This window comes from Sphingobacterium sp. BS-2, assembly GCF_046161205.1.
GTDB classification, from domain to species: Bacteria; Bacteroidota; Bacteroidia; order Sphingobacteriales; family Sphingobacteriaceae; genus Sphingobacterium; species Sphingobacterium mizutaii.
In genome coordinates, this window is record NZ_JBIXGO010000015.1 from 96,270 (window position 1) to 115,917 (window position 19,648).

The 19,648-nt window shown below is 39.7% G+C and carries 15 protein-coding genes; 6 read left to right on the forward strand and 9 right to left on the reverse strand.

Features of this window, described 5'->3' with window-relative positions; translation table 11 throughout:
- Window positions 1-32: 32 nt before the first annotated feature.
- The 3 genes from infB (at window position 33) to ACK2WI_RS06800 (ending at window position 6,052) form a co-directional block, all read left to right on the forward strand.
- Window positions 33-3,125: a translation initiation factor IF-2 gene (infB, locus tag ACK2WI_RS06790; RefSeq protein ID WP_313368281.1), complete on the forward strand. Its 3,093-nt coding sequence runs from the start codon at window positions 33-35 to the stop codon at window positions 3,123-3,125.
- Between the two features lie 209 nt (window positions 3,126-3,334).
- A complete protein-coding gene (locus tag ACK2WI_RS06795; RefSeq protein WP_409150164.1) occupies window positions 3,335-4,378 on the forward strand; it encodes a 2Fe-2S iron-sulfur cluster-binding protein in 1,044 nt (347 codons plus the stop codon).
- 9 nt (window positions 4,379-4,387) lie between these two features.
- Window positions 4,388-6,052: a PNGase F N-terminal domain-containing protein gene (locus ACK2WI_RS06800; protein WP_409150165.1), complete on the forward strand. Its 1,665-nt coding sequence runs from the start codon at window positions 4,388-4,390 to the stop codon at window positions 6,050-6,052.
- Between the two features lie 19 nt (window positions 6,053-6,071).
- Here ACK2WI_RS06800 and ACK2WI_RS06805 read toward each other — a convergent pair whose 3' ends face one another.
- The 5 genes from ACK2WI_RS06805 to ACK2WI_RS06825 all read right to left on the reverse strand — a co-directional run bounded on the left by ACK2WI_RS06805 (window position 6,072) and on the right by ACK2WI_RS06825 (window position 10,657).
- Entirely contained in the window at window positions 6,072-6,944 is an 873-nt protein-coding gene (locus tag ACK2WI_RS06805) for a DUF72 domain-containing protein (protein ID WP_409150166.1), read from the reverse strand.
- Window positions 6,945-7,033: 89 nt separating this feature from the next.
- Window positions 7,034-7,993, reverse strand: a complete 960-nt coding sequence (locus ACK2WI_RS06810) for a glycoside hydrolase family 43 protein (protein WP_312697643.1) — start codon at window positions 7,991-7,993, stop codon at window positions 7,034-7,036.
- A gap of 171 nt (window positions 7,994-8,164) precedes the next feature.
- Window positions 8,165-8,602, reverse strand: a complete 438-nt coding sequence (locus tag ACK2WI_RS06815; protein ID WP_093097889.1) for a nuclear transport factor 2 family protein — start codon at window positions 8,600-8,602, stop codon at window positions 8,165-8,167.
- A 246-nt stretch (window positions 8,603-8,848) separates the two neighbouring features.
- A complete protein-coding gene (gene ygiD, locus ACK2WI_RS06820; protein WP_093098484.1) occupies window positions 8,849-9,733 on the reverse strand; it encodes a 4,5-DOPA dioxygenase extradiol in 885 nt (294 codons plus the stop codon).
- A 93-nt stretch (window positions 9,734-9,826) separates the two neighbouring features.
- Window positions 9,827-10,657, reverse strand: a complete 831-nt coding sequence (locus ACK2WI_RS06825; RefSeq protein ID WP_409150167.1) for a helix-turn-helix domain-containing protein — start codon at window positions 10,655-10,657, stop codon at window positions 9,827-9,829.
- A 365-nt stretch (window positions 10,658-11,022) separates the two neighbouring features.
- Between ACK2WI_RS06825 and ACK2WI_RS06830 the strand changes: the two genes are divergently transcribed.
- From ACK2WI_RS06830 to ACK2WI_RS06840, 3 genes are all read left to right on the forward strand, one after another.
- Window positions 11,023-12,342 (forward strand): ammonium transporter, encoded by a 1,320-nt coding sequence (locus tag ACK2WI_RS06830; RefSeq protein WP_409150168.1) that lies wholly within the window; start codon window positions 11,023-11,025, stop codon window positions 12,340-12,342.
- Between the two features lie 126 nt (window positions 12,343-12,468).
- Window positions 12,469-12,687, forward strand: coding sequence for a hypothetical protein (locus ACK2WI_RS06835; protein ID WP_139185468.1), 219 nt, complete (start codon window positions 12,469-12,471; stop codon window positions 12,685-12,687).
- 387 nt (window positions 12,688-13,074) lie between these two features.
- Entirely contained in the window at window positions 13,075-13,872 is a 798-nt protein-coding gene (locus ACK2WI_RS06840) for a sulfite exporter TauE/SafE family protein (RefSeq protein ID WP_409150169.1), read from the forward strand.
- A 6-nt stretch (window positions 13,873-13,878) separates the two neighbouring features.
- Here the strand turns inward: ACK2WI_RS06840 and ACK2WI_RS06845 are convergent, their stop codons facing one another.
- The 4 genes from ACK2WI_RS06845 to ACK2WI_RS06860 form a co-directional block, all read right to left on the reverse strand.
- Window positions 13,879-15,507, reverse strand: a complete 1,629-nt coding sequence (locus ACK2WI_RS06845; protein ID WP_409150170.1) for a PepSY-associated TM helix domain-containing protein — start codon at window positions 15,505-15,507, stop codon at window positions 13,879-13,881.
- 282 nt (window positions 15,508-15,789) lie between these two features.
- Window positions 15,790-16,134 carry a hypothetical protein gene (locus tag ACK2WI_RS06850; RefSeq protein WP_093097879.1) on the reverse strand — a complete coding sequence of 115 codons (345 nt, stop codon included), beginning with the start codon at window positions 16,132-16,134 and terminating at the stop codon, window positions 15,790-15,792.
- A gap of 61 nt (window positions 16,135-16,195) precedes the next feature.
- Window positions 16,196-16,897 (reverse strand): DUF4198 domain-containing protein, encoded by a 702-nt coding sequence (locus tag ACK2WI_RS06855; protein WP_409150171.1) that lies wholly within the window; start codon window positions 16,895-16,897, stop codon window positions 16,196-16,198.
- Window positions 16,898-16,901: 4 nt separating this feature from the next.
- Window positions 16,902-19,283: a TonB-dependent siderophore receptor gene (locus ACK2WI_RS06860; protein WP_409150172.1), complete on the reverse strand. Its 2,382-nt coding sequence runs from the start codon at window positions 19,281-19,283 to the stop codon at window positions 16,902-16,904.
- Between the last annotated feature and the right edge of the window lie 365 nt (window positions 19,284-19,648).

Genomic DNA, 19,648 nt, shown 5'->3' on the forward strand with positions numbered 1-19,648 from the left:
TGTAGTACGAAATTATATTTAGGAAATAGTAGATGACAGAAGGTAAAAGTATAAACTTGCTTAAGGCGGCAAAAGAACTCAACATTGGGATAGGCACAGCTGTTGAATATTTGGTTAAGAAAGGGTTTGATGTAGACTCTAAACCAAGTTCGAAGTTGAGCCCTGAAATGTATGGGGTTCTTTTGAAAGAATTTCAGGGTGATAAGATTGTTAAAGACGAGGCTAAACAAATAGTTATCGGCAAGATTCGCCGTGAAGAAGGTCCAGCCACAGGCACTGCTAGCTCCAGCCCTGAATCTACTGAAGAAAAGGAAAGCCCTGCTGATGTGAAGGAAATCCTGATTAAAAATGCTTCTACAGAGAATGCTCAGCCTGCTGAGGATCCAAAGAAAGAAGATTCAGGTTCCGCGCTTAAGGTTGTAGGTAAGATAGACTTAGATAGTTTGAAGCGTGGTAAGCCCGCTGCGAAACCTGAGCCTAAAGAAGAAAAACCTGCAGAACCTGAGAAGAAAGTAGAGGTGAAGAAAGAAGAAGCTCCAGTTGCGAAACAGGAAGTAGAGCCTAAGAAAGAAGAGGTTGCTAAAGTTGAGGAAAAGAAACCAGTGGTTGAAGAACCCGTAAAACCTGCTCAACCTGTGAAGACAGAGGCACCAGTTCAAACAGAAAAGCCAGCACAGCCTGAGAAGGTTGCACAGCCACAGAAATCTGAGAAGATAGAAAAACAACCTGAAGAGGTGAAAAAAAATAAAGAAGTAGAAAAACCTGCTGCTAAAGCTGAACCTGCCGATGATGTAATCCGCGCTCGTTCAGAAACTTTAAGCGGTCCTAAAGTAGTTGGCAAGATCCAGTTGCCTGTATCTAAACCACACAAACCTGTTGCTTCATCGTCAAACAATGCTGGTGGAAACCAACATGACAACAAGCGTAAGCGCAAGCGTACGAACAAACCTAACACTGGACACGGTGCTCCTGGACATGGTCAAGGACATCAAGGCCAAGGTCAGCATGGACAAAACCAAGGTCAAGCTGGTCAAGGACAGGGTCAGGGACATGGACAACAGCATGGTAACAGACAAGATGGCGGAAATCGCCCTCCATTCCAAGGTGGTAACAGACCTAACCGTGGAAATCATCCTAACAACGACCGTCATGGTAACAACAGAGGTCGTAATGATAGAAACAGAAAACCTGATACACCGAAGGAAGAACCTACTGAAAAGGAAATCCAAGATCAAATCAAAGCAACACTGGCTCGTTTGAGCGGTGCTGGTAAATCCGGTAAATTTGCACAACGCGCGAAATTACGTCGTCAAAAACGTGATGATATAGCTCTTTCCGCTGAAGAAGCAGCAATGGAAGAAGCAGCAATGTCAAAAGTATTGCGCGTAACGGAATTCGTTACAGCAAATGAGTTGGCAAACCTAATGGATGTTCCAGTTACTCAAGTTATTGGTACTTGTATGAGCTTAGGTATGTTCGTGTCGATCAACCAAAGGTTGGACGCTGAAACATTGGCTATCGTAGCTGATGAGTTCGGATTCCAAATTGAATTTATCAAACCTGAGGATGAAGAAACAACAGAACTTGAAGAAGTAAACGATGAAACTCGTTTGGTTCCAAGAGCACCTATTGTAACTGTCATGGGACACGTTGACCACGGTAAGACATCCTTACTTGACTACATCCGTAAAGCGAATGTAACCAAAGGTGAAGCCGGTGGTATTACCCAGCACATTGGTGCTTATGCTGTACAATTGGAAGGTGGCAAGAAAATCACATTCTTAGATACACCAGGTCACGAAGCCTTTACGGCGATGCGTGCTCGTGGTGCGCAAGTAACGGATATCGTTATTATCGTGATTGCAGCGGATGACGCGGTGATGCCTCAAACTAAAGAAGCAATCAACCACGCGATGGCTGCAAACGTTCCAATCGTATTCGCCTTCACTAAGGTGGATAAACCTGGAGCAAATGCCGATAAGATCCGTGAGCAATTATCGATCATGAACATTTTAGTTGAAGATTGGGGCGGTAAATACCAAGCGCAAGAGATTTCAGCTAAGACAGGTGAGAATGTTGAATTATTATTAGAGAAAGTATTATTAGAAGCAGAATTACTTGAACTGACTGCAGACCCTAAAAAACGTGCTGTAGGTTCAGTTATCGAAGCTGCTTTAGATAAAGGTAGAGGTATTGTAACGACTGTACTTGTACAGGGAGGAACATTGAAAATCGGTGATCCAATCTTAGCGGGATCTTATTCTGGTAAAGTTAAGGCCTTGACAAATGAACGCGGAGAACGCGTGAAGGAAGCAGGACCATCTATGCCAGTACAGATTCTAGGTATGTCGGGAGCTCCTACAGCGGGTGATAAACTTTACGTAATGGAAAGTGAATCTGAAGCTCGTCAGGTAGCTAACAAACGTCTTCAATTACAACGTGAGCAAGGTATGCGTGCTACTAAGCACATTACCCTTGACGAAATCGGTAGACGGCTTGCAATCGGTAACTTTAAAGAACTTAACATCATTGTTAAAGGTGATGTGGATGGTTCAATCGAAGCATTATCCGATTCATTATTGAAACTGTCTACGGATGAGATCCAAGTTAATATCATCCACAAATCAGTTGGTGCTATCTCTGAATCAGACGTATTATTAGCTTCTGCATCAGATGCGATCATCATCGGTTTCCAAGTTCGTCCTACTCAAAATGCGCGTAAGCTTGCTGAGAACGAACAGATTGATATCCGCCTTTACTCGATCATCTATGATGCGATCGAAGAGATCAAATCAGCGATGGAAGGTATGTTGGCACCGAAACTTGAAGAGAAAATCGTTGCTGAGGTTGAAATCCGTGAGGTGTTCAAAATCTCCAAAGTGGGTTCAATCGCAGGATGTATGGTTCTTGATGGTAAGATCAACAGAAATAACGATGTGCGCATAATCAGGGATGGTGTAGTTATCCATACTGGTAAATTAGCTTCATTGAAACGTTTCAAAGACGACGTGAAAGAAGTTGCACAAGGTTATGAATGTGGTTTGAGCATCGAAAGATTCAACGATATCCAAGAAAAAGATATTGTAGAAGCATTCGAACAAGTAGAAGTAAAACGTAAGCTTTAATCTAAAGCTTCAACCAAAATAATTCAAGAGGTTTAACCATTTGGTTAAACCTCTTTTTTTATGCCATCAAATCCTGAATGAACCTAGCAATCTTAAACAACAGTTCCTCCTTTCAAAATTTTATCCAGAATTGCCTACTTATGTTTTATTGATGTCCTATTGAGTATTTCTATTTGAAAATTCTAATGTAAGCTATTATCTTTAGCATCATGTTTACATTCAGGATTTCAGAGATCATTCAACAACCCAATCACAATATATCCATACGATTTGAAGATATTTCCGGGGATTATCCCCCATACAAGGCGGGACAATTTTTAACCTTGGCTTTTGCATTTGGCGATCGGGAAGTCAGACGCTCGTATTCTTTTTCCAGCAGTCCAGCGGTTGATGAACCTTATGAGATTACCGTTAAGCGCGTGGACAATGGCGAGATTTCGAGATTACTTCATCATAAGACGCAGGTAGGGGATGAAATCCAGGTGATGGACCCTCAAGGCCTATTCACGTATATCCCTTCCGAGACTAACAACAATACCATCTTTCTATTTGGTGCCGGCGTGGGCGTTACACCTTTGTTTTCTATTTTGAAGACTGCATTGGTTGCTGAAACCGATACAAAGGTAGTCTTGGTCTACAGCAATAGCTCCAAGGAGCAAACGATCTTTTATGATGAGCTTTTGGAATGGCAGGCAGCCTATCCAGAAAGATTGCATATAGAATTTATTTGGTCCAACAGCAAGAACCTATTAACCGCAAGATTGAATAGGGATTATATCCTGAATCTTGTCCGTGAGCATTTAAATGATGAGCAGGATGCTATTTTTTATACCTGTGGTCCTTTGTTCTATATGGACTTGGTTCGATTTACCCTCTTAGGAATGGGAGTCCCAGAGGCCGATATCAAACGAGAAACTTTCCATTTCCCTGAAGAAGAGGAAGACGAAGACGAGAAGGAAGAAGAACCGGTGGATATGACCAGTTACGATATTGTCCTGAAATTCCAGGGCAAAGATTATCCCATGACCATCCCTTACGATAAAACGATCCTGGATATCGGATTAGAGCATAAAATCAAATTGCCATATTCCTGCAAATCGGGTATGTGCAGCACCTGTATTTCCCAAGTAACCAAGGGCGCAGTCAGGATGGATTACAATGAGGTTTTGACCGATAGGGAGGTAGATAATGGTAGATGCCTGATCTGTACCTCACACCCTATGGAAAACGGAACAACCATTGAGGTTTTTTAAATAAAAGAAATGAAAAGAGGATTCGTACTAACTATGCTTATGATCATGGCCCATTTGGTCTTTGGTCAAGAAACCTATAAAATTACCTACCATTATTTCCGAGATGGAGCGATGATGAAGCAAGATCCCGTGGTGGTTTTTGCTACTAAAGGCAAATCATTCGTTACAAAGGAAAGTCTCGTCTCGGGATCAGCCCGATACCCTGCCGAAGTTTCCAGCTTTGATTACAGCAATAAGAAGGTATATCGAATCGCTTATTTATCTGCTTCAAAGAAGATCAGTACGGTAGATAGCAGCACATTGAGCAAATATACTTATGAAGAACAAGGTGCAGGAAACGAAATCTTAAAACATAAGACAAAAAAGGCAATCACTTCTGTCAATTCCAATAAGATTGAACTATTATATAGTTCTGACCTTGCTATAAATGCGGCTCCAAATGACTTGGGGCAAGGTTTAGGATTGGTTCTAAAGTATAGGAGAAATGACAATTCAGGGCTTGTAGCTGCATCTATTGAAAAGCTGAAATCTTGGCCGAAAGAGCTGCCAGTGATTGAAAAATCCGAATTGCTAGATGAATTAACCTATAAGGATGAGCTTTGGAAAAGCCGCTTTGTCCATATTCCGATCTTCCAAGATGAACAGATTTGTTTTCAACCCGGAATCAAATCCGATTCTATTATGAGGTTTGCCGAAGGAACGGTAATCCTTAAAAAAGTGCGGGTTCCTCAGGTTGATGAGCATAGCCAAGCTTTTATCCAATTGATTGAAAAGTCGAATGGTGATGCTTATGACAGAACGGGTTCTGTTTTCTTGATTGCTGAGGATCAAAAAACCAGCTTTCTGGATGGCATGAAAAACGGAATGGAAACACTTCCAAAGATCATTGATTCGGCTGGAGTTATTTATCCCGGAATGGTCAGGACCTCCGAATTCTCACCGGTATTTGAACTAATGCGATTTTTTACCCCTTTTGGAGTTTCACATTTTAATGATCGTCTGACTTTAAAAGGCAAAACTTGGCAAGACAGCGTGATATATCGCCAAGATGTATCCGAATTTCTTTCTGTCCTTGCTGGCAAAGAGGTATATATTGGAACCTATATCGGAAATTATGATAAAGGCGGCCACAAGGTAAGTTTAGAACTAACCATCCATCCGGGAGGCTCGAATTACGCCAATGGCATGAAGATTATGCCTTTATTCAATACGACCAACATCATGGAAATGGGGGGACAAATCTATCCAACTATGTTCGCCGATGAAAAGGGATTAGAATTGACATTTGAATTAGCAGAAGATATCAAAGACGCCAAACTCAGATATATTACTACCGGACATGGTGGTTGGGGGAATGGCGATGAGTTCGTTCCTAAACCGAATAAGATTTTTATGGACGGAGATTTAAAGGCGCAATTTACGCCATGGAGGTTGGATTGTGGAAGCTACCGACTCTACAATCCCGTTAGTGGGAATTTCGAAGATGGACTTTCTTCTTCCGACTTGAGCCGATCAAATTGGTGTCCCGGGACAGTTACAAACCCTGTGTTCATAGATTTAGGAGATTTGAAAGCAGGAAAACATACCGTTCGCGTTCAGATTCCACAAGGACCTCGTGAAGGTGATAGCTTTAGCTTTTGGAATGTATCCGGGGCTTTAGTCTATCAACAATAGAAAAAACATAAAGACGCTTTTAGAGCGTCTTTTTTGCTACTGGTATCTTGCAATTTAATTTTTTGTTCAGTTCTTCTGCGAAGTCGGTCGATAGGAAAGAGGTTTCCGGATCTATTTTCTGATGGATAAAGAAGTAGGCCTGTTTTAGACCGGCATCTTTCCATTCCTTTAATTTCAATACCCAATTGGAAAGCCTTTCCTTGTCTAGGATTTCATTGGAGGAAACAAAACGGATAAAGGCCACTGGCGTAGTCAACCTAAAGTTCAGCATATCCCTTCGGCCCGGTGTATCCACAATAATGTTGCTGGTCTTGGTCTCGGTCAACAATTTCAAGTATTTCTCTAAAACCTCTTCATCATTGAACCATTCCTCATGTCGAACTTCAAAGGCTAGGGGATAACCTTTTGGGAATCGCTTCAGAAAACCCTCTAATCTATCGAATGCCTTTGGCTTGAAGTTTTCCGGCATTTGCAAAAATGCCGTACCCAACTTTTCTTCAAACAGCACCGTGGAATCTACAAAAGCGGCAACTTTTTCATCCGTATTGTTCAATCGGGAATAATGGCTGATGCTATTGGTGAATTTTGGGCAGAATTTGAAATCTTCAGCAGTTCTGTTTTTCCAGATCAATACCTGCTCTTTGCTTGGCGATCTATAAAAAGTTCCATTAAACTCTAAGGCATTGAAATTTTGGGAATATATTTTCAATTCATCCTTCGTTCCGCGCGGATAAAAACCTTTCAGGTCCGCCTTTGACCATTTCGGGTAGCCAACATACATATCAAAATCATCATTATTTTGATACCTGTTCAACAATTCGATAGTCTCAATGGGAGTCGCTGGCAAAGAAAAATCAATTTGACTTGGATCGTCTACTTTTCCGAATTTCATGTTAAATGCTTTGAGGCTACTAAGATAGGGTTAATAAAAGAAAAGCCATTCCTTTGAGTGGGAATGGCTTTTCTTTTTGCTGGAATATCTTATTTCAAGACATGTTTCACGCCTTCAAAAGTCATCTGTACAGGTAGGATCTTACCATCTTTATCAAATTTCATCTCATCGATACAGGTTTCACGTTCATTTGCGCCCTTTTTATCCAATGGACGACGGTGGTATACCATGTAATATTTGTCCTCGTTAGGGATTTTGATCACCGAATGGTGACCAGCACCGTAAGCAATCTTAGGATCTGGTTGCAACACCGTTCCAATTCTTTCAAAAGGACCAAACGGAGTATCCGATATAGCATAAGCTACTTTATAATCAGGACCTGTCCATCCACCTTCAGACCACATGAAATAATATTTGTTGTCCTTAATAAACATAAAAGGACCTTCAGTATAGTTTTCTGGAGTCACCTCCTTATAGATGGTTCCATCCTCAAATGGAACCAAGCTCTTGAAATCATCGCTCAATTTCACGACATTACAATGTCCCCAACCACCATAAAACATATAGTGTTGCCCATCTTTATCCCTAAATACAAATTGATCTATGGGTTGTGCACCATGGACAATATCATTGATCAATGGTTTACCAATCAAATCCTTGTAGGGACCTTCGGGCTTGTCTGCTACTGCCACACCGATCCCGCCGATCTCACCTTCATGCACATCATTGGCACCAAAGAAAAAGTAGTACTTGCCATCTTTTTGAATGACAGAAGGTGCCCACATTGCTTTATTGGCCCATTTTACCTCGGTATTATCCAATATATTAGGATGCTTTTTCCAATTCACAAAGTCTTTTGAAGAGAAGGCATCAAACTTGATCTGTTCTTCATATGGGGCAGAATAAGTTGGGAATATCCAATATTCGTTATTGTAGATTATCCCTTCGGGATCAGCATACCAACCTTTGAAAACGGGGTTTTGCTGTGCCTGGCTCGTGCTGCAAAATAATAGGCTTACTGCAGCCAGAGAAAGTATAGTGTTTTTCATTTCAAAATAGGGTTTAAGTTTCTGAAAATACGGAAATATTGTTTGATTACAAATTTATGGTATAGATAGAGCTATGCATAATCCCTCAATCTCCTGAAAATAAACAAAAAAAAAGGTATAACGTTCAGTTACACCTTTTGGGAAAGAATCTACTTATAAACGAAGAGGGACTTATTTTACTGGGTATGTTACGGTTACATTGCTTATTTTCCATCCGTCTTTGCTGTTGCATAGGGTTACATAATCATATCTTGTGAAATGCTCAAAGCTTGTAGCGACTCTTACAATGCTGCAATCATCGTTTTTCTCAACGAATGTGTAAGATGATTCCGCTGCCAATTTTACTCCTTTTTGCTTTTTCAAGTGATTGACCAAAGTGCTTCTTCCAACAAGTTCACTCTTACCATTATTTGGAGTTGCATATTTGAAGTTTTCAGTGAACAAATGGTCTACCAAAGCGACTTCGCCATTATTGGTTGCATCGATGTAGTGATCGATAATAGATTCTACCTTTAAGAACTTTACGGGTTCTGGTTTACTGTTAGCAAATACAAATGAACTGACAAGTGTAAATACTGTTGCTGCGATTAGTGAGATTAGCGTTTTCATGATTTTGAATTTTTAATTTATTAGTTTTTGTGTTTGTAATTGTTTGATTCAAAGGTATATGGAATACCAAGACACTAACAGGGAGAATAGGCAAGCTCTTAAGAAAACTCGGTAAAACGTGAAGATTATTCGGTGAAAAAAACTCATAAAAAAACAATTTCGGTGAATGGCTGGGATAGGGGATAAAAAAAGAAGCTATCGAATTTTCGATAGCTTCTTAACAATTAACCTTCTAATTATCAGGCCTTAACCTATTTTAAAGGATGTCATGGTCAATGCGCCAGCCACTGCGGCATCATTGAATATCTGTAAGTCTTCATTCTTTTCCTGTAAGGCCAGCGCATAAATCATCGGCAGATAATGCTCAGGCGTAGGGATCGCCATCTGAAAGGCTGGACCTTGTTTGTCAAAGTCTATCAGCGGTTGGTGATTGCCGTCCAATATGTACTCCTTCATCTTTTCATTGGCTTCCTGTGCCCAGTCAAAAGCATATCCTACCGTGTTTAAGTGCTTCCAAGAAACCATCCTCAGATTATGCACATTGTTTCCTGAACCAATGATCAGTACACCTTTCTTTCTTAGGGCTGCTAGTTCCTTAGCTAATGCATAGTGATGGGAGGCAGGCATACTATAGTCAATGCTCATTTGTATAATAGGAACATCCGCATTGGGGTACAGATGTTTTACCACCGACCAAGATCCATGATCTAAGCCCCATTTATCATCCAAATGCACGTCCTTGCTCACAACGATTTCTTTTACCGCTTCCGCCAGTTCCGGCGAACCGGGGGCAGGATACTGTACATCGAACAGCGCTTGTGGAAATCCACCGAAATCATGGATGGTACTTGGCATCTCCATCGCAGTTACATAAGTGCCCCGTGTTTCCCAATGCGCCGATATCACTAGGATAGCGGTTGGTTTTTCTATTTCCTTACCTATATTTTTAAATCCTTGAACAAACTCATTGTCTTCAATGGCGTTCATTGGACTGCCATGGCCTAGAAACAACACCGGCATATTGCTGCTGCTGTTTAGCCCATCTATAAATTTATTGAGACTTTTCAATTTGACTGCGGCGCCAGCCAGTGGCAAGGTTGCAGCTGCAGCTAGAAATTGTTTTCTTGTCATATCTTCCATTATAAATTCCTTTCCAATGTATTTACAAATATCGCAAGGATATGGTATCGAGAGGTATGAGAATTTGGAAGAAAAGTATAAGAATTAGGAAATCAAGCGGTTCATTTCCTCCCTAAACTCTGAAGGGGTCTGACCCGATTTCTTCTTAAAAACGCTGGTGAAATAGGCCTTATCAGAATAACCCAATTCAAATCCTATTTCCGAGATGGTCTTGTTGCTGCTGATCAATAGGTTTTTGGCTTCAATCAGTTTCCGGGTTTCGATGATTTCAGAAACACTTTGCTGCAGGATATTCTGAGTGATGCTATTTAAGTTCCGCGGACTCATGAATAATTTTTCAGCATAATAATTTACACCTTCAGGCCTACGAAAATTCTCCTCAAGGATATTTAAGAAATTCTTAAAGGTGATATCTTGGTTTTTATAAAGATTCAAGTGGTCGGGTTGCTGCTTTTTTCTTTCGGCTTCGATCATCGTAAAGAGGCTGTTCAGCAATTCCCTCACTATTGCCAGTTCAGGTTTTTCTTGTTGCATCTCATCATATATCATTTTACAGATCTGCTCCAAGCGATCAAAGCATCGTCCTGATTGAAAAGCCAAGTTTGCATTATCATGATAATAACTATATAGATTAAAGGTAGTTTCTGGAATGAATTCACTTTTAAAACGCAAAACCCAAAAGTCACATTCTCCATTTTCCAGCATAGGTGCCACCCGATGGATTTTACCGCGACTTACAAAACAAACAAAAGGGGCGGTATAGGTTTCACTTCGGAAATCAATGAAATGCTCGATTTTACCCCGAATCCCAATGATGAGTTCCTCAAATTGATGATTATGGGGCTCATTGCTCTGTCCTTGTATGTATAGTGCCTCTTTATTATCTACTTTATATATTTTGAACAGATCATCCATGTCGCAGCATTTATTTCTATTAAATATCTCAAATTTTGTTGAATTGTTTGTTCCAAAATCAAAATAATGAGTTTTGACCCCGATAAAAACAAAAAGTATTCGGTTTTTATCATAAACCAATGATATGACTGCTCTTTTATCAATAAATCTTGCTAATTAATATGTGGTTTAATGAAAATGATCTTAAAGAATGGTTTTTTGATATGAAAAATCTATTTTTTATTGAATATCGTATATTTTTATGTGTTTTGTTTATGCTTTATTAAATAAATCAATAAAATAATTGATTTATTTCTATAAAAAATCAAAAAATGTTTTGATAAATTCAATAAAAATGTATTTTTGTTGAATAAAATTTAAACATTATGGTTTTATCTGGTAGAAAGTCTTATGTACCTCTCGTTTTTATGGGGATTTTAGTATTAATTTCGCTTGTTTTTTCAAAATCACCTCAAATCCATTCCAATTCCGAGTATAATTATGCCGATATCGCATGGATGTTGACTTCTACGGCCTTGGTTTTGATCATGACACCAGGTTTGGCCTACTTTTATGGTGGGATGGTCAAGAAAAAGAACGTTATTTCCACCATGTTGCAAAGTTTTATTTGCATGGCGGTGGTTGCCGTGATTTGGGTAATCTTTGGATTCAGTTTGGTTTTCGGGGAGTCCATAGGAGGGGTCATTGGCAATCCTTTCACATTTTTTATGTTCAATAATGTATTGGAACGAGGACCTTGGGAGGCAGCACCGACCATTCCCTTTGCACTTTTTGCAATCTATCAGCTCAAGTTTGCGATTATTACACCCGCATTGATTACAGGTGCTTTTGCAGAACGAATTCGATTTACTTCTTATGTACTCTTTATTTGTTTATTCTTTGTGTTTATATATGCACCATTGGCACATGCCACTTGGCATCCCGAGGGCTTGCTATTCAAGCTAGGTGTTTTGGACTTTGCTGGGGGTACGGTGGTCCACATGTCGGCTGGATTAACCGCTTTGGCTTCTGCAATATATTTGAGAAAAGGAAAAGATATGCATAGTCACAGCCCTGCACGTATTACTTATGTGCTATTGGGTACTGGTTTATTATGGTTTGGTTGGATAGGTTTCAATGCTGGTTCGGCATTTTCAGCATCAGAATTAGCAGCGACAGCATTGATTACCACTTCAACGGCTTCCGGTGCGGCAGCATTGACCTATATATTTTTTGATGCCGCTAAAGGCATCAAACCTTCAGCCATGGGGGTCTGTATTGGCGCAGTAGTTGGTTTGGTGGCCATTACTCCGGCAGCAGGGTTTGTCACCTTCGGGCATTCCTTGGTCATCGGCGCTGTAGCCGCAGTGATCAGTAGGGTAGTAATTGCTTGGAGAACAAGATCAAGAATCGATGATACTTTGGATGTTTTCCCGAGCCATGGGGTAGGTGGTATGGTGGGTATGATCCTGACCGGTGTATTCGCTACTAATGCCATTAATCCAGCTATTCCTGACAATGGACTATTCTATGGGGAATGGAAACTTTTTTCAGCGCATATCATAGGACTGATCCTTTCCGCGATATTTATCATCATCATGGCCTTTATCTTATTAAAACTTACCGACCTGATTACTCCACTCCGTGTTTCGGATGCTGATGAGGAAGTTGGTCTTGACATCTCCCAGCATGGAGAAAAACTTTGATCCTTATTAACTAAAAATAACCTGAATGATACCTGGCTTTCTACCTGAAGGTCAGGTTTTTTTTTATCGTCATTAAAACATTTCTTCTTTTCGATGGTTTTATTAACAAATCAACATGACAAGCATATGAATAAGTTAAAATTAGTAATAGGGATATTTGCCATGGGATTCTTTACTATTAGCAGCTGTAATAATAGCGAAAATACAGAAACAGAAACTGAAGCACTTCCAAATCCTGAACAAGGTGGAGATGCAGAACGCTATAATATCAACGCTCCGGATGCCGAAGTGATTAACTTGGATTCAACCCAAGTCGATACTACAGTTCAAGATACTGCCCAATAATCACATTCTTTTATATTTTTGTTAGTCAAAAGCCTGTTTTTTCCAATTCAGGCTTTTTTTCTGACCAAACTGTCTGGTTAAACAGCATACTTATGGATGTTTTTTTCGGGACTTAGCCTAGTCTTATTCGAGGCATATTCGAGAGATATTGCTGTGGTTAGCAATGTGTCCAAAACAAGACCCATTTGGAATCGAGTCCATCTCGGATAAGTCGTAATGCTACTGGAAAATTTAGGTCAGGCCAGTACAGGTTAAATGCAGTTTAAAGGAAAAGAATAAAAATTATCAGCTTCCGGGAAAAAGACTTGGAATTGGATTATTTTAATTAATTTCCTTTACTTTTATGGATGGGAAGTATAAACACATTTAAACCAAATATTAAATGATATGATAATCCTTGGCTGCGTATTAGCAATTTTGGTTGGAATAACCTTGGGATTAATTGGCAGTGGAGGGACCATTTTGACCGTTCCAATTTTGGTTTATATTATGGCTGTTGAGCCAACCCTTTCCACGACCTATTCGCTTTTCGCCATTGGGATCACCTCATTGATCGGTGCCGTGCGGGGGATCATAAAAAAGGAAGCTGACTTACCGAAAGTCCTAACCTTTGGTGTACCTTCTTTGATCGTGGTCTTTATTACTCGGTCCTTTATCCTTCCTTTAGTTCCAGAAGTCATCCCTATCGCAGGATATAGTTTTCATCAGAACGTGCTATTGATGATCTTGTTCTCTTTTGTAATGGTAGCTTCTTCCTTAAGTATGATCCGTTCGGCAAAGAATGGTCCGGAAGTGCCTGGAGGATACGTCAAGACGCCTATAGAGGTCATTGTTTTTCAAGGTGCATTGGTAGGTTTGGTAACAGGACTGGTAGGTGCTGGTGGTGGGTTCCTGATTATTCCGGCATTGGTCAACTTTTATCATCTGCCAATGCGGAAGGCTGTGGCGACCTCCTTGATCATTATCAGTATTAATTCCTTCTTTGGGGTAATGGGCGATTTAGAGAAGTTCGAACTCTTTGACTGGGAATTACTACTTGGCTATACCGGTGGTACTGTGTTCGGAATATTTATTGGATTCTATCTTTCCGAGAAAATCAGTAACAAAAACCTCAAAAAAGGATTCGGATATATGATTCTTTTGGTAGGGGTATATATCCTGATTAAAGAAACCTTATTGAGGTAATTGATTTTAGACTGCCGCTGTTTTCAGTTTGCTGATTTTTCTAAAGATGCTAATCCCTACGACTCCAATACAGATCCAAAGAAAGTCAATACTGAACAGATCTATATTGCCTTCCATTAAATTATTCCATATCCATTTTTTGCTGATCACCCCATTGACAATAGGGATGATAAATGCGATGATGCTACCCAATAGTAAGGTTTCTCTATTGGTCTTATTGATATTTCTGCGAATAATATAATAGGTGCTAAATAGGAGCCAAGTCCAAAAATAAACTTGGTATAGAAAATCCTGGTTTACTTGAGCGCCCAATTTGACAGCAATAAAGGCTATTCCGGTAGTAGGGAACATGGTCAGACAGATGGCTAGGTATACATTTGCCAACCAGAAGTTGAACTTTCTTTTATGCTTAGGGACATTGTTCTTATCCCTAGCGACCAACCAGATCATGATTCCAGAGGAGATGACCAAGCAGCCCATGATACCCAAGATAAAGGATAAATATTTGAGCGGATATCCCGCGTAATCTCCAAAATGTAATCTGTACAAGAGGCTCTTTACATGGTCTACAAAGGTTGAATTAGCCATCGGTGTCTTTTCTTCCAATATCTTGCCATCAATTGCACGGATGTTATAGATACCATAACCTGCAAGATGTTTCGAATAGGTGGGGCTGATCTCCGCAATGACCTGCATATTTTTGTCACCGTAATTTTTGATGCTGAGTCGAAAGATCCGGCTATCTGGCCATTTTTTTCTGACCGTATCTAAGAATGGATTGATTGATGGCGTTTGGGATAATGCTGAATAACTGTAGGGCAGATTAACTTTATGGTTAAAGGCAAGGTCGGTGTACATGGTTTCTGAATCGCCTTTGTAGATTATCTTTTCAAAAGGAATGGCCAAAACCGAATTTAAGATTAAAAATATCCCTGTTACGGCATAGATAAATTGAAAAGGAAAGCCTACGACTCCTAATGCAGTATGCATATCCGTCCACACGGTCTTCCATTTGGAAAAGGGGCGAAAGATAAAAAAATTGGAGACGATTTTGTCCCAATGGAGCAAAAGACCTGTAATCAAGGCAAATAGAAATATGAAGGAGGTTAAACCAGCAACCACATAACCAAAGGGGCCAATGCCTATATTAATGGGTACTTCGTTCAATTGGGCTAGGAAGTGGAGCCTATATAAAAATTCTGCAAGGTCATAGTTTTCAGTATAGCTGCCAGATTTCTTGTTGATAAAATTATAGCCGAAATATTTTGAATCAGTATTGGTCCAGTCTGCTTTGTTGGCTACCTTTTCATTGATTTTTGCTAAGTTTTCTGCATGTTGCAAGCTGTCTTTGGAATCTGTATAGCTCATATAAGAACGAGCATTCTTGTGATAAAAGGAAAAGGTAATATCCCTTCCTTTGAGTTCCATTGCCTGTCCGAGGGAATCTAATAAATAGTCACAATCCACATCCGCTTTTGTCATTTTGGAGAAGGAATCGCCCTGTTGCCAAGCGGCAATTTCATTTCTGAAAAATGAGAATGAACCCGCAAAGAAAATGACATAGAGAAGGGCACAGATGATAATCCCACTGATAGTATGTGTATTAAAATAGATGTTATAATTTCTGGTATTCATTATGAATTTAAAAGATGAAAGGGATAGATAAAAGTAAAGTGAGGCTTAGGTATATGCCCCAGATATACCATCCATTTTTTGATAAAAAGGCTAAGAGAAGCAGAATCGCCCATATGATATACCCAGAAAAACCAGATAACATGACGATGTTTTTGCGATCGCAAAATAAGGTCAAGAAATTATGGAAAGCGAGCATAAGTAAATATCCCGCTATAAAACCTGCGGTTATTTTTAAAAACCTTTGGAAAGGAGAACTAAGGTATTTTTTATTTGCTGGCATGGCTAATGGGAGATAAACATTATTATTAATTCAAGGATCAGCGAGATGGAAAAAAGAAAGAGAATATGTTTCCATTTCAAGGTTTTATAAGGGAACAGCAGATTCACAAGACTTAAAAAAGTCATTAAATAGACTATAAAAGCAAAGCTTCCGGCTTCTAGACCTTGTTTGACAATGGTTAAGCAGGCAGCAATCGCTAATAAGATGAACCCAGATACTTTCAATTGTATGGGTGTAAATGATTTAAAAATGCTGTATTCTATTTGATGGGTACTTTTCATTTTCTTGCTGCTGCAATAAAAGAAATAAGTGCCTGTGAAAACGAATAGAATGATTAGGCTGAACATGATATTAAGAATAAAGATTAAGCTAGTTAAGTGCATAAAGCACTTTACTAGCTTAATATGGTTAGTTTACAGTTACGGAATAGGTGCTGCCTTTCCAGATTTTTTCAATCTTTTGACCATACCAGTCTTCCGATTTTTCATCTATACGAGAGGCTTCAATAATATATTTCCCAGCGATCAAGGGTTTAAAGGAAACTTTTCCTTCTTGATCGGTATGGACGGTTTTGGTCCATCCCTCGGGGCCCATGATGACTACTTCCCTTTCTTTTTCAGCTTGCCCATTATCCAATACCTGGATCTCTATGGATTTGCCCAGTTTTGGGCTCAGGACTGTGGATTCAAGATGGAAAGGAAGTGAATTCGTAGTTTTGGAAGACTTTCCAACTTGGACGAAAGCGATGGAAGAAAATTCGAATTTCATGGTTTCATAGGCTTCTTTTGCAGGCTTTACTACAGAAAGGATATAGTTTCCGTTAGCTGTTGGTTGAAAAGAAGCTTCGAAATGGTCTATAGCCGCTGTTTTTTCTAGGACTTTTTTACTTCCATCCGGAGCGATCAAGATCAAGTCGAAATCTTTGACATCTGAGTACCATTTATCGATTGGGTCTACCAAACCTTCGGCATATTCACCGTAATAAACTTTGACCGTATGTTTTTGGTTCAATTTTCCATTTGATTGGGTTTCAATCCATAATGCATGTGCACTCGCAAATTGAAGGCTTACAAGGCTTATTAAAATTGTCAATAATGTTTTTGTGTTCATGGTTTTAGAATTTATATGCAAATGTTAATCTATAGTTTCTTGGTGCACCGGCTTGCCAAGAGTAAACAGGGGTACTGAAATAGGTAGTGTAATAACTACCGCCCTCAATCAAGTATTTATCCAAAAGGTTCTGTACATTTAGATTGACACTGAATTTGTCGATGCGGTAGCCCATCCCGGCATCAAAGCGGAAATAATCTTCAATATTTTTTTCGGGTTCATCCTTGGAGTAGAATTCCAAGCCACGTTGGATATTTGACATCCCTCCAAATTGGAAGGCCAAACCTTTTGCCTTTCCTCGCGTCAATTCATAGTCCAGCCATAGGTTGGCGATATGAACATCGGCACCATCAAGTCTTTGTCCAACAAAAAAGGCTTCAACACCTTCATTGGTTTTGGTCACTTGTCCGTCGGTGTATGCATAGTTCGCAATCAGGTTCAAACCCCTTAATATCTCACCACGGATATCGACTTCAAGCCCGCGGATTCTTTTTTGCCCAACTTCGACTGACATCTCAGGTCTTGGTCCATAGGATGTTATTTCATGGTTTTTGGTGATTTGATAGATCGCGATGGTACTATTCCATTTTCCTTTGAACCAATCTCTTTTGATACCAAGTTCATAATTGTTACCTGTGATTGGTTTTATTTTAGATCCGTCAAATAAAATTCCTTGCTGTGGAAGAAAAGATTGGTCAAGTAATGCATAGACTGCTGTATTTTTATCAATGGAGTAGGATAGACCTATTCTCGGTGTGACTTTTTCGCTTTTAACTGGCGCACCGCCCCAGGTACTGATAGACATGGAGGTATAGCGAGCAGCCAAAGTCAAACGTAAAGCATTATCAAAAAAGCTCATTTGATCTTGCACATAGGCTGAATTATAATCTGAGGACATAATGCCACCGCCTATAGCTGCGCGTTGAACCAAGGAATGGCTGCGGTCAAAACTCTGAAGCCCAAAGTCAAATCCATAGACAGGATTCTTAGGATCAAACTCACCTCCATTTAAACTATCTAGAATAATGCTTTGGTTCCAGTCTGCTAAATAGGATTTACTTCCTAGATCAATACCCGCCAATATTTGGTGCTTCACTTCTCCAGTATTAAATGAGCCATTTAAGAAAGCTTGGCCAAGGAGCATCTTGCTTTGGGCATCCCAAGTATCCGATTTCCGGATAATTTTGCCATCAGGAAGAATATCTTTAGGCCAACTGCTAGCGCCGATTTGATTGTAATTAAAATAAGCACCCTGTGCGGTTAATTTCCAATTAGCATTTAATTTATGCTCGATATTGATAAATGCAGAATGTTCATCGATGTCCAGAGGTTCGGTTCCTTTTTGAGAAAATGTGGTTTCACGAGAAAGAGTTTTATAGCCAAATGGAGACATCAAATAACCTGATCCAACATCAGTCATGACAGCTTTCTGATAAGTATATTCCAATGTGGCAGTTGTCTTATCATTAATTTTGTAAGATAGAACAGGAGCGATTACAAGTCTTTTATTGTCTTCATTCGGACGGAAAGAAGCTTTTGAAGACCCAGCGATATTCAATCGATAAAGTAGTTTGCCGTCTTTAGAAAGTTTACCGTCTAAGTCCAAAGTGCTTCTGTAGTTTTCAAAACTTCCTAAGCTAAAGGTTACTTCAGCACTTTGCTGTCCTGTAGGTTTTTTGGTAACCACATTGTAGATCCCTGCTGGGTCGCCACTGGACATCATAAATCCCGCAGGTCCTTTTACGAATTCAATTTTTTCTACAGTTGCCATGTCTTCTGATAAAGGACTCCAGTAGGAACTGACAATATTCATCCCATTGCGGAAAGCCTGGATTTGGGAACCGCGCATGTTGATATTGACATACATATCATTCCAATGGGTTTGTCGGCTAACACCAGAGATATTTCTGAATGGACCATCTGCTAAGTTAAATGCTTGTTGTTTTGCTAGCACTTCAGCATTTATGGTCTGGACATTTTGGGATAGTTCCAAAATTGGGGTTTGAACTCGAAGAGAGCTTGATAGCTCATGTTCAACGATGGGTTTCTTGGCGCTTACGATAACTTCTTGGAGCGTATTGGTTCCTTCTTCAAGGACAAAGTCTAGGATGCGCGTTTCATTTTCCTTTAGCACAATGCTGCTCACTTGGGAGGTGAAACCTATATGTTTGGCTCTGACTTCGTAAGATTTGGGTGTAAGATTGCTGAATTGGTATTTTCCAAGGGAATCGACTTCCATTTCTTGGTTGCCGTTCAATTTGACCACTACATTTTTTGCAGGGTTACCTCTTTGGGTCAGGATAGTTCCTTTGATTGTGCCGTTTTGGGCGTAAGAAGTTGTAATAAAGAATAATAAGAACAGTGTTGTTATGAGATTAGTTTTCATAGTGGGACTGAGTCGATTTTAATATAGAGGGAAAAAGAATAAATAAAAGGGTCTGAAAAAGCACATTACAAGTCCCTGAAAAGAATAGATTAGATACTAAGTGTGTGTAACTCGTAGGTGAGTGATTGGATAATAGATGGTACTTCATAAAATGTTAATGTATAATGTTAAAAATTCCATTAACTGTTTATGAAAGAACCGTGGGATAAATTAATAGGGAGAGCGCCCAATTTTGTTTATCTTGCAGGTCCTTTCATACATACAGTGTGTAAAAGGTGATTGATTCCTAGAATCAATCAACTAATACCAGTTACAGCTGATATTAGATTTTTGGCGTCATGCAGAGATTGCCGTCTTTAGCATGG